The 16248-nt window shown below is 60.6% G+C and carries 13 protein-coding genes; 3 read left to right on the top strand and 10 right to left on the bottom strand.

Annotated features, from left to right (window positions below):
• Positions 1 to 4: 4 nt before the first annotated feature.
• From rodA to BW967_RS05740, 8 genes are all read right to left on the bottom strand, one after another.
• Entirely contained in the window at positions 5 to 1144 is a 1140-nt protein-coding gene (rodA, locus tag BW967_RS05775) for a rod shape-determining protein RodA (protein WP_076484111.1), read from the bottom strand.
• Positions 1145 to 1153: 9 nt separating this feature from the next.
• Entirely contained in the window at positions 1154 to 3088 is a 1935-nt protein-coding gene (mrdA, locus tag BW967_RS05770; protein ID WP_076484110.1) for a penicillin-binding protein 2, read from the bottom strand.
• 10 nt (positions 3089 to 3098) lie between these two features.
• The gene (locus tag BW967_RS05765) at positions 3099 to 3638 is read right to left on the bottom strand and encodes a hypothetical protein (RefSeq protein ID WP_076484109.1); all 540 of its coding nucleotides are present in this window, start codon (positions 3636 to 3638) and stop codon (positions 3099 to 3101) included.
• Entirely contained in the window at positions 3631 to 4527 is an 897-nt protein-coding gene (mreC, locus tag BW967_RS05760) for a rod shape-determining protein MreC (RefSeq protein WP_076484108.1), read from the bottom strand. The genes BW967_RS05765 and mreC overlap by 8 nt, the downstream gene beginning before the upstream one ends.
• Before the next feature lie 41 nt (positions 4528 to 4568).
• The gene (locus tag BW967_RS05755; protein ID WP_076484107.1) at positions 4569 to 5603 is read right to left on the bottom strand and encodes a rod shape-determining protein; all 1035 of its coding nucleotides are present in this window, start codon (positions 5601 to 5603) and stop codon (positions 4569 to 4571) included.
• A 284-nt stretch (positions 5604 to 5887) separates the two neighbouring features.
• Positions 5888 to 7447, bottom strand: coding sequence for a 2-isopropylmalate synthase (locus BW967_RS05750; RefSeq protein ID WP_076484106.1), 1560 nt, complete (start codon positions 7445 to 7447; stop codon positions 5888 to 5890).
• Between the two features lie 271 nt (positions 7448 to 7718).
• Positions 7719 to 9218, bottom strand: coding sequence for a sensor histidine kinase (locus BW967_RS05745; RefSeq protein WP_139327801.1), 1500 nt, complete (start codon positions 9216 to 9218; stop codon positions 7719 to 7721).
• Positions 9219 to 9523: 305 nt separating this feature from the next.
• Complete coding sequence (locus BW967_RS05740; protein ID WP_076484104.1) at positions 9524 to 10960, bottom strand: MORN repeat-containing protein; 1437 nt, start codon at positions 10958 to 10960, stop codon at positions 9524 to 9526.
• Positions 10961 to 11106: 146 nt separating this feature from the next.
• Here BW967_RS05740 and BW967_RS05735 point away from each other — a divergent pair, with 146 nt between their 5' ends.
• On the top strand, positions 11107 to 12765 hold the full coding sequence (locus tag BW967_RS05735) for an NAD+ synthase (RefSeq protein WP_076484262.1): 1659 nt from the start codon (positions 11107 to 11109) through the stop codon (positions 12763 to 12765).
• Between the two features lie 123 nt (positions 12766 to 12888).
• On the opposite strand, the gene BW967_RS05730 is transcribed toward BW967_RS05735, so the two are convergent.
• Complete coding sequence (locus BW967_RS05730) at positions 12889 to 13836, bottom strand: 1-phosphofructokinase family hexose kinase (protein ID WP_076484103.1); 948 nt, start codon at positions 13834 to 13836, stop codon at positions 12889 to 12891.
• A 157-nt stretch (positions 13837 to 13993) separates the two neighbouring features.
• On the opposite strand from BW967_RS05730, the gene BW967_RS05725 reads away from it, so the two are divergent.
• On the top strand, positions 13994 to 14203 hold the full coding sequence (locus tag BW967_RS05725; RefSeq protein ID WP_076484102.1) for a hypothetical protein: 210 nt from the start codon (positions 13994 to 13996) through the stop codon (positions 14201 to 14203).
• A 14-nt stretch (positions 14204 to 14217) separates the two neighbouring features.
• Positions 14218 to 15207: a DUF6976 family protein gene (locus tag BW967_RS05720; protein ID WP_076484101.1), complete on the top strand. Its 990-nt coding sequence runs from the start codon at positions 14218 to 14220 to the stop codon at positions 15205 to 15207.
• Positions 15208 to 15304: 97 nt separating this feature from the next.
• Here the strand turns inward: BW967_RS05720 and BW967_RS05715 are convergent, their stop codons facing one another.
• Positions 15305 to 16225, bottom strand: a complete 921-nt coding sequence (locus tag BW967_RS05715) for an MBL fold metallo-hydrolase (RefSeq protein WP_076484100.1) — start codon at positions 16223 to 16225, stop codon at positions 15305 to 15307.
• Between the last annotated feature and the right edge of the window lie 23 nt (positions 16226 to 16248).

The following is a 16248-nucleotide window of genomic DNA, read 5'->3' as shown; positions in this document are numbered from 1 at the left end:
GCCTTTATCTTGGGCGGTGGACATGGGCGCTTTGCACAAGGCCAAAGGCGGCCAGCAAGATCATCATAGCCGTGCCGCCGTAGCTGACCAGCGGCAAAGGCACGCCCACCACCGGCATCAGCCCCATCACCATGCCCATATTGATGGCGAAGAAAAAGAAGAACGTCCCCGCCACGCCGAGCGAAACGAGCGAGGCAAAGCGGTCTTTGGTGGCAAGCGCGGTATAGGTTGCGAAGGCGATGATACCGACATAGAGCATCAAAAGCCCAAAGGCGCCCACAAAGCCAAATTCCTCAGCCAAAGTGGTGAAGATGAAGTCGGTGTGCTTTTCAGGCAGGAAGTTCAGGTGACTTTGCGTGCCTTGCATGAAGCCGCGCCCCGACCAGCCGCCCGAGCCAAGCGCGATTTGCGCCTGCATGATGTTATAGCCCGCGCCAAGCGGGTCCGCCGCGGGGTCAAGGAAGGTGTCGATGCGCTTGAACTGGTATTCGTGCAAAAGCTGCCAAGAGGTGCCACGGCTTTCAAAAACGGCAAAGACCAGCCCAACCACCATCGCGATGACGGTGCCAAAATACCAAAGGCTCACGCCTGCGGCGAACATGACAAAACCGCCGCCCATCACCAGCATCACCGCCGTCCCTAGGTCGGGCTGGGTGAGCACCAAGAAGGTAGGCAGCAAGATCAGCGCGACCGGAATGGCCACCCAAAGCGGATGCGAGACCTTTTCCACCGGCAGCCAATCGTAATAGGCCGCCAGCAGCATCACGATGGAGATCTTCATCAATTCAGAGGGTTGGATGCGGAGTGGGCCAATTTCCAGCCAGCGCTGCGCCCCCATGCCGATGGCACCAAAAAACTCCACCGCCAGCAACAGCAAAAGCGCCACCACATAGGCCACGCCAGAGATGTTGCGCCAAAACCAAATCGGCGTCAGCCCCACCACCAGCATCGCCGCCATGCCCACGCCAAAGCGTTTCATCTGTGGCTCGGCCCAAGTCTCCAAATTTCCGCCCGCGACGGAGTAAAGCATCAAGAAGCCCGCGCAGGCCACCGCAGTGAGCAAGATGATCAGCGGCCAGTTCAGGTACAGCACCTTCGCCGGGCCTGCGGGCATGGTTTTGAGGTTGCTCTCAAGGTAAGACATGGCCGCTCCTTACGCCCGGCTGCGCGTTGGTGGCGCGATTGTCTCCGGGTCGATCAGATCAAGATCATCAAGACGGCGCCGGGCTTGCTCGCGTTGGCTCGAAGGGTAAGCCGCGAGCGGGGGTAAGCCACCGGCCAGCGCAAAAAGCATGATGTCGCGCGCAATCGGTGCCGCTGCGGTGGAGCCGCCACCGCCATGTTCCACAATCAGCGAAACGGCATATTTCGGGTTATCGACCGGGGCGAAGCAGACAAAAAGCGCATGGTCGCGCTGTTCCCATGGCACGGAATTGTTGTTCACCACGGTCGAGCGGACCTGCGAGGTGCCGGTTTTGCCCGCCATCGTCCATTCCGCCGCCGCGATTTTGGAACGGCCCGCCGTGCCATGCGATCCGTTCACCACCGCCCACATGCCCTTGCGTGCCATCGCTAGGCTGGTGTCTTTCACATCCAGCTCTGGGGCGTCCTCAACGGGTACTTCGATCCCATCGCGCGCGCGCAAGAGCCGCGGTTTCACCGCTCGGCCAGAAGCGATCCGCGAAGCCATCACCGCAAGCTGTAAAGGCGAGGCCAGCACATATCCTTGCCCGATCGAGGCGTTGATCGTGTCGCCCACAAGCCAGTCTTTGCCGTAGCGTGCGGCCTTCCATTCCTTGGTTGGCGCATTGCCCTCGGCCACCGCCGACATCGGCAGATCATGGCGAACGCCGATCCCCAATTTGCGCGCCATCGCCGAGATCGCTTCGATCCCGACCTTTTGCGAGACTTCGTAAAAATAAACGTCGCAGCTTTGCTCGAGACTTTGCCACGCATTCACCCGGCCGTGGCCTGCTCGTTTCCAGCAATTGAATCGCCGACCGCCATATTCGACATAGCCCGGGCAGCGCACCGTTTCTTCGGGGCCGATCACGCCCGCTTCGAGCGCAGCCATCAGCGTGACCATCTTGAAGGTGGAACCGGGGGGGTAGAGACCCTGCACCGTTTTGTCGGCCAAGGGGCGGTGATCGTCTTCCATCAACGCCTTGTAATCGGCCGATGAAATACCGCGCACGAAGAGGTTGGGATCGAAAGAGGGCGCGGAGGAAATCGCCAGCACATCGCCATTCGTGACATCCATCACCACGGCAGCGGCGCTTTCTTCGCCCAGCCGGGCAAGGGCAAAGTTTTGAAGCCGTGTATCGAGGGTCAATTGCAAGGCCGTGCCCGGATCACCTTCACGGCGGCCCAATTCACGCATCTCGCGCCCGGCGGAGTTTACTTCCACGCGGCGCTGCCCGGCTTTGCCGCGCAGATCGTCTTCGAGCTTCGCCTCAACCCCCGATTTCCCCAACTGGAACCGTGGGATACGCAAAAGCGGGTCGGGGTTTTCCAGCTTCGAAAGGTCATAATCCGACACCGGGCCGACATAGCCGATCACATGGGCAAAATCTGGCCCATGCGGGTAAAAGCGCGACAGCCCCACCTCGGGTGTCACCCCTGCCAGAGCAGGCGCATTCACCGCGACACGCGAGAACTCTTCCCAACTCAACCGGTCCGCCAAGGTGATCGGCGCATTTGGAGGGCGGCGCTTCAGCTCATCCAAAAGCTCTTCGGCCTCATCATCGGTGATCGGGATCAAGCGGCGTAGATCGGCCAGCTCCTGCTCCACATCATCGGCATCTTCGCGCGTCATGGTCACGCGGTAGTTTTGTTCATTGCCCGCAAGCAACACGCCATTTCGGTCATAAATCAGCCCGCGCGCCGGGGGGATCAGGCGGATTTTGACCGAGTTGCCCTCGGCCAGCATCCGGTATTCATCGGCTTGGTCGAGTTGCATATGCCGCATCCGCAGCCCCAAGGTGGCCACGATGGCCGCCTGCGCCGCGCCCAACATCAGGCCACGCCGGGTGATCGTGGTGCGGCTGGCCTGAGTGGCGGCGGTATTGCGGCGACGCAGTCCCTTCATGCTACCCCCCTCAGATCGGTCGGCCGAAATCATCCACCTCGCCGGTGGCGGGACGGCGCAGGCCAAAGGCCAATGCCGAGAAGGCCACGACGAAGGGATAGGCGATCAGCGTCATCAGCATGCGCAAAAGCTCGCGCCCCAGTGGCGGTTGATCGACCATCAAAAGCCCCAAAATGAAGCGGTCGAGCACCTGCATCGCCACCATCACACCGCCCACCAATGCCATTTCCAGCGCAAAGGGCAGGTCGCGGGAGCCCTCTTCTCGGGCGCGCAGAAATTCGGTGCCAAAGAGCACGATCAGCGTCCAAAGGCCAATCGGGCGCCAAAGCATCAGATCTTCCAGCAAAAAGACCGCCACAATCAGCAAGGCAGGCACATAATCGGGGCGGCGCATCACCCAAGCGATGGTGAGCGCGAGTGTCAGATCCGGTCCCGGAATGCCTGTTGACACCGGATTGGTCGGCAAAAGCCGCAAAAAGAGCAGCAGCAGCACGATAGCGAGGTAAAGCCCCATATGCATGACGCGCCGGGAGGTGATCGGATCAACCATCCGTATCCTCCGTTGCATCGGTGGGCAGCGGCGCTTCTGAGGGGGCGACCAGCGGGCCAATTTCGGTGATCGGCTCCACCGGATGCGAGCGGAGCACGCGCAAGAAATCGAGCCGTTCGTAATCTGCGGCCAGCAATACCCGCAAGCGGCGGTCTTGGCCTTGCACGACTTGGCCAACCAAAAGCCCCGCCGGGAAGACGCCACCGTCTCCTGAACTCACCACCCGGTCACCGGGGCGCACAAGATCGGGATTTTCCAAGAAATCGAGCGGCGGCAACATCGAATTGTCGCCCGTCAGCATCGCGCGCTGGCCCGAGGGTTGGATTGTGACTGGCACGCGCGAGGCGGTATCTGTCAAAAGCACCACGCGGCTGGTGGATTTGCCTACACCCGAAATGCGCCCCACAAGGCCAAGCCCGTCCATCGTGGCCCAACCATCCACAACGCCATCGCGCGCGCCCACGTTCAAAAGCACCGATTGCCGGAAGGGCGAGCCGCTATCGGCCAGCACCACGCCTGAGACCGAGGTCAGTTTCGGGTCAAGACGCACTTGGTTTTGCGACAGCAGCTTGGCGTTTTGCTGCTCAAGCTGTACCGCCGCCTCTTTCCAAGCCTTCATCTGCTGCAATTCGCGGCGCAGTTCTTGGTTTTGCTCGTAAATTCGAACGTAGCTTTGGAAGCCCTCAACCATGCCAAGCGCTTTGGTCACAGGGACCATTGCCCAGTCAAACGTCGGCACAAAACGGTCAATGAAGCCCGCGCGCAGCCTTTCCACGCGCACGCTATCAATGCGCCACGCCAAGAAGGTGATTGCCAGCAAAAGCGCAAGCACCGCAATCAGAATGCGGCGCAGCGGTCCGGCGTAATCTTCATCACGGTCTTTCGCCACGAAACCCTCCGCTCACGGCTCGGCACTTGGCGCTTGGGGCGTCAGCTGTCGTAGTCGATCACATGGCGCAGTTGCTTTTCGTATTCCAGCGCCTTGCCGGTGCCCAAAGCAACACAATTGAGCGATTGATCGGCAATCGAGATCGAAAGCCCGGTTTGTTCGCGAAGGCTCAGATCAAGTTCACCCAGCAGGGCGCCGCCGCCCGTGAGCATCACGCCACGGTCCACAATATCGGCCGCGAGATCGGGCGGCGTGGTTTCGAGCGCCTGCATGACCGCATCGCAGATTTGCTGCACCGGTTCGGCCAGCGCCTCGGCGACTTGCGCGCCGTTGATCTCTATTTCTTTCGGCACACCATTCAGCAGGTCGCGCCCACGCACCAAAAGACTGGAGCCGCGGCCATCATCGGGCATCCGTGCGGTGCCGATGGTGGTTTTGATCCGCTCGGCGGTGGATTCCCCGATCAACAGGTTCATGTTGCGGCGCAGGTAGGAAATGATCGCTTCGTCCATACGGTCACCGCCGACGCGGACCGAACGCGCATAAACGATATCACCGAGCGAAAGCACCGCCACCTCGGTGGTGCCGCCGCCGATATCGACGACCATGTTCCCCGTGGGGTCGGTGATCGGCATGCCGGCACCAATCGCGGCAGCAATCGGTTCGGCCACGAGGCCCGCGCGGCGTGCGCCTGCCGAAAGCACCGATTGACGGATCGCGCGCTTTTCCACCGGGGTCGCGCCATGGGGCACGCAGACCAAAATCTTCGGCTTCGAGAACGTCGTATGTTTGTGCACTTTGCGGATGAAATGTTTGATCATCTCTTCCGCGCTGTCGAAATCGGCAATCACGCCATCGCGCATCGGGCGAATGGCTTCAATCGAACCGGGCGTCCGGCCGAGCATCAGCTTGGCGTCTTCGCCGACGGCCAAGACTTGCTTTTTGCCATCTTTCACATGGTAAGCCACCACCGAGGGCTCGTTGAGCACGATGCCTTTGCCCTTGATGTAGACGAGCGTGTTCGCCGTACCGAGGTCGATCGCCATATCGGAGGAGAAAATGCCGCCAAGGCCCATAGATCTGTTCCCATAGTGATTGGTCCGCGACTCGCCGCCCGAGTCCGGTGCCGGGACCATATATTCAAAGCCGCGCTTTGGGGGAAGACGATTCCCGAAATAGGCAAAAGGGGCGGGCGGCAATCCGCGAAGGGCTTACCTTTTCTCGATTTATATTGAGGTAGAAATCTCGATAAGTCGCCCAAAGAGTCACTTTTGCAACTTCTCACGAATTCGTGCGCTTTTTGCGGTGAGCGCAGAAAAAAGGCGCCCCATTAGGGCGCCTTCGGGATTTGGATCTGCGATCAGAGCTTGTAGCTGACCGATTTTACATCTGCATCGGGCGCGGTTTTCTGGCTGCGCACCCGCAGGCGGTTCAGCGCACCGACATAAGCTTTGACCGAGGCCAAGATCGTATCGGTATCCGCTGCCGATCCGGTGACGATGCGACCGGCCTCTTCAAGCCGCACCGAAACCGTGGCTTGCGCATCGGTCCCTTCGGTCACGGCATGAACCTGATAAAGCTTCAGATGCGCATCGGTCGGGTAGATCGCCTTCACCGCTTTGAAGCAGGCATCCACCGGCCCATCGCCCGGCACGCGAGCGGATTTTTCCACCCCGTTGACCAGCAATTGCAGTTCCGCCTCTTGGCCATCCGAGCCGCAGGTCACGCGGAGCCATTGCACCTGCAGATAGTCGCTGTCGGTGTTGGCGGCGCTGTCGGTCATCAGCGCGATCAGGTCGTCGTCATAGATCTCTTTCTTCCGGTCGGCGAGGGCCTTGAACCGCACGAAGACATCATTGAGCTGGTTATCGGCCAGTTCAAAGCCGAGATCATTCAACTTGGAGCGCAGCGCGGCGCGCCCAGAGTGCTTGCCCATCGCGATATTGGTTTCAGTGATCCCAATATCGGCGGGTTTCATGATCTCGAAGGTTTCGACGTTTTTCAAAACGCCATCTTGGTGGATGCCGCTTTCATGCAAGAACGCGTTCTTCCCGACGATGGCTTTGTTGAACTGCACCGGGAAGCCGGACACCTGCGCCACGCGGCGCGACAGATGCATGATCTTGGTGGTGTCGATGCCGGTTTGATAGGGCATCAGATCCTTACGGACCTTGAGCGCCATCACGACCTCTTCGAGCGCGGTGTTGCCCGCACGTTCACCCAAGCCGTTGATCGTGCATTCGATTTGGCGCGCCCCTGCCGAAACAGCGGCCAAGGCGTTCGCGGTCGCCATGCCAAGGTCATTGTGGCAATGGGTGGCGAAAATGATCTCATCCGCGCCGGGCACCTTTTCCATCAGCATGGCGATGATTTCGGCGCTTTCTGAGGGCAGGGTGTATCCCACAGTGTCGGGGATGTTGATCGTGGTGGCGCCCGCCTTGATCGCGCATTCTACAACGCGGCACAGGTAATCGCGCTCGGTGCGGATCGCGTCCATCGCCGACCATTGCACGTTGTCGCACAGGTTGCGCGCATGGGCGACAGTATCTTGGATGCGGGTCAGCATCTCTTCTTGATCGAGGTTGGTAATGCCCCGATGCAGCGGCGAGGTGCCGATGAAGGTGTGAATGCGCGGGCGGGCCGCGTGTTTCACCGCCTCCCAACAGCGGTCAATATCTTTGTAATTGGCGCGCGACAGCCCGGCGATCACCGAGTTTTTGGAGGCTTTGGCGATGGCGGAGACCGCCTCGAAATCGCCTTCCGAGGCGATCGGGAAACCGGCCTCGATGATATCCACGCCCATCTCGTCGAGCAGCATCGCAATTTCGAGCTTCTCTTCATGGGTCATGGTGGCGCCGGGCGATTGTTCGCCGTCGCGCAAAGTGGTGTCGAAAATCAGAACGCGGGATTTATCGGTCATGGTCTGGGTCTCGGTCAGTCGGATTTTTCAGTGTCTTAGCCTTGCTCGGTCCCAAATGCCAGCATCTCGCTTGTGGTTTGGGATGTTGGGCGCTGTCCATCTCTGAGCGGTCGCGCCCAAGGGCACGCTCAGAGCAGGCTCAGAAGAAGGAGACCGGACACGGGAAGACAGGGCGCAAACGCCCCGGTCGTGCAAGCCAAACTGATCGGCATCCGTGTCATGGGGCGACTATGCCGAGGCGCGGGGGAAATGAAAACCCCCAAAAGCCGCCTCAGGCAGAATAGCGCAGGCCCGGAAACAGGCTTTGCGGGCGGCGCCCGTTCGGCTCTGGCGCAGGCTCGCCTTCGGCTTTGGCCGCCGAATGAGCATCATGAAACGAGATTGAGGGGACAGAAGCGGAAGGCGGCACATTGGCATTCATCGCCGCAGCCGTGTCATCCAGCGCGCCATCGGAAGCGGCAATTGGCAGCAACAGATGCATTGCCGTGCCCTCATCCGAGGAATTGATCGAGAGGCTGCCGCCAGATTGGCGCACGAAGCCTTCGACCATGCTGAGCCCGAGGCCAGAGCCTTGACCCACCTCTTTTGTGGTGAAGAAGGGTTCGGTCACGCGGCGCAAAATCTCGTCCGGGATCCCGGTGCCGGTGTCTGCCACGGTGACCTCAGCGTATTCGCCTGCCGCCAAAACCGTGCCATCGGCCAGTTGGTCTTCCGTGAACAAATGCACCGGGCGGGCTGTGACGGTGAGCGTCCCCCCATCGGGCATGGCATCACGCGCGTTCACCACAAGGTTCACCAACGCAGTGATAAACTGGCTTTCATCAAGCGCCACCCAAAGCGGGTCGCGCGGCGCTTCAAAGGTTTGCGTGATGCGCGCGGGCAAAAGCCGCCGCGTGAGCAGTTCAAGCTGCTCCAAAAGCGCGCCCACATCGCGGCGGGCCACCTGCATCGGCGAACGCCGTGCATAGGCCAGAAGCTGTTGCACAAGGTCAGAGGCGCGAGAGGCCGCCATGCGCGCTTCGTTCACGGCCGCCTGACGATCTGCATCGGTTTCGAGCCCCTCATAAAGGTCCAGATTGCCGATCACCGCCGTCAGGATGTTGTTGAAATCATGCGCCACACCGCCCGCAAGCTGGCCGATCGCTTCCATCTTTTGCGCCTGAACCGAGCGTTGCGCCGCGCGTTCAGCCTCGATCCGGATACGACGGTTGGTGAACATGGTCACCGAGAAATAGATCCAAAGCCCGCCGCCGGTCACCGCCACGCCGATCTGCGCGCTCAGCGAGTCGATCTTCAGCAGCGTTTCGTAAAGAATCCAGACAATCGCCGCGCCGATCACCGCGATCTCACCCAACATGACCGTCAGCACGCGGTCGGCGCGGTGGATCAAAAAGACAAGGAGCGCCCCAATGCCTGCCGCGCCGCCAATGCGGAGCGCAGGGTCTTCTTGCACGATCATCCAAGCGGGCAACCAGATGAAGGCCGCGACGACCGCCCAATAGGTCGCGCCGCTAATCAGCAGCTCGCGGCGCGAACAGGTTTCGCCGCGCGTGCGCATGTAGAGAAAATGGATCAGATGCAGAACGATAAGCCCTGCCATCCAGTAGAGTGACATCGGTAAGCCGGTGTATAAGTTCAGCGTGACGCCACCAAGAATGATCAACCCGAACCGGAAGGCGAGGTCGACCCTACGCCCATATTCGAGGTCGAACAGACGATCGATTTCCGCACGGGGATCCATCGTCAGATCTTCGTCGTAGTGCTTGCTCACCTTACCACCGAACCTGTTCCAATAGGCGCAAGAGCAAACAAATTCCGATCACCGATTCTGTTAACCGATTCCCGGACGTCACTTGTTTCCTACCGCACCCAACACTCTACTACTAGTTCCTTAACACTTGGTCACCCACAACCGGGAGTTGGCTTTTCCGATAGGAAATTAGGGCAAAACTGCGTCAAAACAACGGCGATCTGCCTTTTTTAAAAGGGCGCGCCAAACAAGTGGTGTCAGGATTCAGGCTTGCCGAGGCATGGCATGTTGAAAAAGGCGGCGATGGAGCAAATCGCCGCATCTGCCTAGTTTTTGGGCGCCTGTGTGTCGACCGGGGCCGGAGGCAGTAATTCGGCGGGTTTTGCCAGCCGATCTTCTTCCCAAACGCCGCCTTCGACCTCGCCCGAGGCGTAGCGCATCACGCCTTTGCCTTGGCGGCGTCCGCGGACGAACATGCCCTCATAGACATCGCCATTGGCATAGGTGGCTTTGCCCGGCCCGTCGATTTCGCCATCGACCCAAGCGCCCGCATAGGTGAAGCCGTCGGGCATTTGCAGCGTGCCAAAGCCCTCGCGCTGCCCAGCGACAAAGCCGCCGGTATAAATTGTGCCATCGGGATGAATGGCGGTGCCTTCGCCTTGCCGCTGGCCATCGGCCCAATCGCCTTCGTAGGTGTAGCCATCGGGATAGGTCATTTTGCCCTTCCCGTGCTGGCGTGCGGCCAAGAAATCGCCTTCATAAACAAGCCCGTTGGCGTAGCGCGCCACGCCATGCCCTTCGATCACGCCCGCGGTCCAGTCCCCCTCATAGGTGGCGCCATCGGGGTAGGTGATGCGGCCCGTGCCCTCGGGCATGTCATATTTGAATTCACCCTCGTAGACCGAGCCATCGGGGAATTCGGCGCGGCCTTTGCCTTCGATCCGGCCCTCGACCCAGTCGCCAGTGTAGACATAGCCATCCGTGCCACGGAAGGTGCCGATACCATTCGGTTTATCCAGCAGGAACTGGCCTTCATAGACATCGCCATTGGCGTAAAGCACTTTGCCCTCGCCCGAGCGTTTGCCAGCGCGCATGCCGCCTTCATATCGGTCGCCATTGGGTTGGGTTAGGACACCTTCGCCCTGCATTTGGCCATTGACCCAATCGCCTTCATAAACAACGCCCGTGGCCAGCGTCAGCTTGCCCTTGCCATGGCGTTGGCCCGCGGCCATGTCCCCCTCATAGCTTGCGCCATCGGGGTAGGTGATCTTACCGCGCCCGGCCTTGACGCCTTGGTCCCATGTGCCCTCATAGCGGTAGCCATCAGGGCCGGTCAGAACGCCTTTGCCGTGATGCAACGCATTGATGAATTGGCCTTCATAGGTCGTGCCATTGGCATAATGCGCCACACCTTGCCCGGTGATCGCGCCCGCGACCCAATCGCCTTCATAGGTGCTGCCATCGGCGAAAGTGATCTTGCCTTTGCCATCGGGTTTGCCGCGGGCGAAAGCGCCGACATAGACCGATCCGTCAGGAAAGCGGGCCTGCCCATGGCCGACAATCTCGCCCATGCGCCACTCGCCCTCGTATTCATAGCCCGAGGGGAGCCTATACTTGCCAAAGCCGTCCTGCTTTCCATCGCGGAACGTGCCTTCATAGATGCCGCCATCCTCGTATTGCTTGGTGATGACGTCTTGTGCCCCCGCAGAGGTTGCGACAAGCGCCACCGCCAGTGCCAGTCCGAAACGACGTGCCTGCTTCATGGTGGTTCCCTGATCAGATCCCATGCACTTAGCCTAGTGTGCAGGCGCGGCAGAAACAAGCGCACCCAAAGGGTGGGAATGGGCGGCCAAGGCTTTTCTCTGCCGCTTGGGGCGGCTACATGAAGAAAAACCATTCCGGGATGCCCATGACCGACCGCTTCCGCCTGACCCTTGCCCAGCTCAACGCCACCGTGGGCGCGCTTGATGCCAATGCCGAGAAGGCCTTTGCCGCTTGGGAGGCGGGTCGCGCGGCGGGGGCAAACCTTGTGATGCTGCCCGAAATGTTCCTGACGGGGTATCAAACGCAGGATTTGGTGCTCAAACCCGCCTTCGTGCGCGATGCGATGGCGGCGATGACGGCGCTTGCCGCACGGATCGAAGATGGCCCCGCGCTGGGCATTGGTGGCCCGTGGTGGGATGAAACGGGCAGCTATAACGCCTATTGGATTTTGAAAGACGGCCAAGTCGCGGCACAGGTGCTCAAACATCACCTGCCGCATGACGACGTTTTTGACGAAATGCGCCTGTTCGATTCGGGGCCCATCGGCGCGCCGGTGACGCTGGGGCCTTTGTGTTTTGGCCTGCCGGTTTGCGAAGATGCGTGGCACGCTGATGTTGCGGCCGCATTGGCAGGCGCGGGGGCGGAGATGCTCTTTGTGCCCAACGGCTCGCCCTATCGTCGCCAAAAGCTGGACTTACGTCTGGATGTGACCCGTGCGCGGGTGGCTGAAACGGGGCTGCCGCTTGTCTACCTCAATATGGTCGGCGGGCAGGATGATCAGCTCTTTGACGGGGCAAGCTTCGTGCTGGATGCCAAAGGCGATGTGGTTGCGCAGCTTCCGGCCTTTGAAGAAGCCATTGAACATCTGGATTTTGAAAAAGGCGCCCAGGGTTGGGCCCCGTGCCCCGGCCCAATGGCGCTGCAGCCCGGCGATATTGAACAAGATTATCGCGCAATGGTGCTGGGCTTGGCGGATTACCTTGGCAAGTCGGGCTTCAAAAAAGCGGTGCTCGGCCTTTCAGGCGGGGTGGATTCTGCGCTGGTGGCGGCGATTGCTGCCGATGCTTTGGGCGCGGAAAATGTGCATTGCGTGATGCTGCCCTCGCGCTACACCTCGCAAGCCTCGCTTGAGGATGCGGCGGCGGCTGCGATGGGGCTTGGCTGCAAGCTTGATACGGTTTCCATTGAAGAGAGCCGCCATGCGGTGGAGGGCGCGCTGGCCCATGTTCTGGCGGAGACAAACCCGGATGTGACCGAAGAAAATATCCAATCGCGCCTGCGTGGCGTGATGCTGATGGCGATCTCTAACAAATTTGGCGGCATGCTGCTCACCACCGGCAATAAATCCGAGGTCGCGGTGGGCTATTGCACGATTTATGGCGATATGGCGGGCGGTTATAACCCGCTCAAAGACCTCTATAAAACCCGCGTCTTTGAAACCTGCCGTTGGCGCAATGAAAACCATCGGGCGTGGATGAAGGGGCCCGCGGGCGTTGCGGTGCCGGTGTCGATCATCGAGAAGCCGCCCTCAGCCGAGTTGCGCGACAACCAAAAAGATGAAGATAGCCTGCCGCCCTATGAGGTGCTGGACGCGATCTTGGAGCGGCTGGTCGAAGAAGATCAATCAATCGACGAAATCACCGCCGCGGGCTTTGACCGCGCGACGGTGCAGCGGATCGAACATCTGCTTTATATTTCCGAATGGAAGCGCTTCCAATCCGCGCCGGGGCCACGGCTTACGACCCGCGCCTTCTGGCTTGATCGGCGCTATCCGATGGTCAACCGCTGGCGCGACCGGACCTGACGGGGCAGGGGCGCAGCCCCCACTTGTCCCACGGAGAAATTCCCCGGGGGCAATATGTGCACCAAGTCGAAGATGACGGGCTTTTTCAGCGGTGGCGCGGGCATCCGCACCACCGATTGAAGATCAGATCCGCTCCAGCGTCGAGCCGCGCAGCAGTCGTTTCACATCGCGTTCGGTGCACAGGTCGGTGGCCGGGGTCGTCACCGCTGCCGCTGCGGCGGAGGCACCCCAGCGCAGCGCTTCGGGCAGGCTCAGCCCGCGCCCAAGGCTCAGCGTGAAAGCGGCCACAAAACTATCGCCCGCACCGACTTTAGAGATCACCTTATCGGGCACGGCTTGCGCCACCCAACGTTCGGTGAGCGTGGCAAGCACGTTGCCATCGGCCCCGCGCGCCACCACCACGGCATGAGCGATGCCCTTTTGCACCAACTCCTGTGCGAAATCGGCGCTATCGGCGCGGGTGGGCAGGCGACGCCCGGCCAGTTCTTCGGCCTCGAGATCATCCATCCGCAGCACATCAACCGGTTTGGCTTGCGCTTCCAGCAGGTGATGCAGCGCCTTGCCGGATGTGTCTAGAAAGAACCGCGCTCGCGTGCGCGCGATGCGGGTCGCCAGACGCGCCGGGAAATCTTCTGGCACGCCGGGGGGCTGGCTGCCTGAAAGCACGACGATCCCGTTTTCGGGGGCCGATTTGCCGATCCGGTCCAGAACTTTGGTGACATCGCGCCCCGACCACGTCGGACCCGGCATCACGAACCGGTATTGCTCGCCGGTTTTCGCATCGGTCACGGTCAGGCTTTGCCGCGTTTCGCCGGGCGCGGGGAAGGGGGAAAGACCAATCCCTTGCTCTGCCAACAGGTGCATCACCTTATCCCCAGTGGGGCCGCCAAGCGCCACAAAAGCGGTCGAATGCCCGCCAAGCGCGGAAATGGCGCGGCTCACATTCAACCCGCCGCCGCCGGGGTCCGTATCGGGGCGCGAGCAGCGCAGCTTGCGCTCTGGCGCGACCTGATCAGCAAAAATAGATAAATCTACGGTGGGGTTAAGGGTAACGGTCAATATGGCTGTCATACCGGGCCTTCCCGGGCCTCAGGGCCCATCTCAAATGCTTCGGCGCTAACATGGCAGGTTCAGCGCACATGTCAAAGGTAGGAATTTCCATTTTTTAGAAACGCCATCTTAACAGATTGCTGCGCTATTTCGTCGCGATCTCTATGGAGGAGCGCCCATGATTCCTGATCTGAACGATCCCCGCTGGAAGCGGGTTTTGACCAACGATTCTGACCTGTCTTCGGCCTCTCTGGCCACGCGCATTTTGATTACCCGTCTGCGCCGTGAGGTGGCGGACGCGCCTGCGACTCTTTCGGCCAAAATGGGCGAGTTGCGGGACTTTGTGGCGAAGAACAGCTTCGCCGTTGCTGACGTTGCGAAATTTTGACGGGAGAGACGCGTATGAAAAATGAAATGTTGACCGTCACCGAGGCTGCTGCCCGGATCGACGCGGGCGATGTCATGGTGATCGCGGGCGACGAGGCTCTGCTGGTGCAACTGCCCAAGGGCGCGTGGATCGGTGGCACCACCGTTTATTTCGTGACTGAAAACGGCGGTGCCGTGGTGCGCGACAAGCTTTTCTGCACCACCTTCGCCAAAGCGACCGGCGCCACGCCGCGCCATGTGGATGTTGCGGGCCTGCCGACGATCTCCGAGGGCTATAAAGCGGGCGGCGTGACGATGATCATGATCCCGGCGTTCTCGGTGGCGCATTCGCAATTTGCCGTGGATGGCCAAACCTATCCGGGCCTGTTTGACCAGCCGCTTGCGGGATGGATTACCGGCGTGCATCTGGATGACATCGGCAAAAAAGCCCCGAAAGTGTTCGATGGCTCGACCGGTGTGGGCTATGACGAAGGTGCGGTGCTGTTGCACGTGGCGCTGCCCGAAGGCGCGCAGATCGACCTCGATATTCTCAACATCTTTGCCCAAGGCGACGATGCGAAGCTGAGCTTCACCTTCGAAGACAATGGCTTCTCGGCCAAAACTGCGATGGTGAACGGCGAGCAAGTGAAACTGGCCGACTACATCACCGACAACAAGATCGACACTCGTCTGCCGCTTGTGGCGAACTATTCGGGCGCGCTGGTGAACGTCTCGATCCAATCGGTTGATACCGAAACCGGCGAAGTGAAATTCTATGCCCCGGTCGTTGCGGGCGTCGAATATCGCATGGCCAATGCGCTTGGCTCCTATTCGCAAGCCTTCGCGCAAGGCGCGGGCGACGGTGGCACGGGCCAATATTCGTGCAACTGCATCCTGAACTATCTCTATGGCGAGTTGGAAGGCCAGCGTACCGGTGGCTTCACCGGCCCGGTCACCTTCGGCGAAATCGCCTATATCCTGCTCAACCAAACCTTGGTGCGCATGGATATCAACGACGCGGCCTAAGCGCCCGGTTTTAAACTACGTCTCTCAATCGGGGACGCGCCCGCCCCGGCGTGATGGCTGATGCCACCACGCCGGGGTTTGGCGTTTTGGGATAGGCTTAGAGGTCGAATTGATAACTGGCTGGGACGAAGCGGAAGCCCTCGCCCTTCGCCTCCAAGAAGCCAACGCCCGGGAAGGGCATGTGATAGCCGATGAAGGGCAGCCGTTCGGCGGCGATCATCCCCAAAAGCTTGTGGCGGGTGGCGGCGGCTTGGGGCGCGTCCATATCGTATTTCACCTCCCAATCGGGGCGCTGGAGCGACCAAACATAGTGGTTCGCGGTATCGGCCGTCAGGATCAGGCTCTGCCCGGCGCTGTCGATACGAAAGGCCATATGGCCCGGCGTGTGCCCCGGCGCAAAGATCGCGGTCAGCCCTTCGGCTGGGCTGTCGCCATCTGCCAAAAAGGTCATCTGATCGGCGAGCGGGCGCACTTTGGCGTCAAAGCCCGCATTCCCCGCCCCGGCCCAATAGTCATATTCCACCTTGCCGGTGGCATAGCGCGCATTGGGGAAGGTGAGCGTGGTGCCATCGCTCAAGCCGCCAATATGGTCGCCATGCATATGGGTTAGCACGACAAGCGTCACCGTTTCGGGTGCAACACCTGCGGCGGAGAGCGCGGCAGTGATCCCCTCTGGGGCAAGCCCGGTATCAAAGAGCACCACTTCTGAGCCGGTTTCCACCAAAGTCGGCGTGAACCCGTTGAGAGAGGCATCAGCCGGAATAAAGGCCTGAGCCGAAAGCGCCGCAAATTCTTCAGCCGTTGCGTTGAGCCCAAAGATCGTTTGCGGCTCCGTCATTGGCCGCGTACCCGCCAAAAGCGTGGTCAGGGTAAACTCGCCGAGTTTCAGCCGACGATAGGGCGCACGCGGGGGCGTTTCGGAGGGCACGGTTTGGGCGGATGCGCCAGAAATCAGCGCGGGGGTGGCAAGACCGGTTGCGGCGGCAATCAGCGTGGCGCGGCGGGTGAGTGTCGTCATCGGGGCCTCCTGTCTGGGCGCTA

Origin of the sequence: Rhodobacter aestuarii, from assembly GCF_900156655.1 — a bacterium.
GTDB lineage: Bacteria > Pseudomonadota > Alphaproteobacteria > Rhodobacterales > Rhodobacteraceae > Rhodobacter > Rhodobacter aestuarii.
Note: the sequence above shows the minus strand (reverse complement) of the source record. Positions and strands in the feature narration are given on the sequence as shown.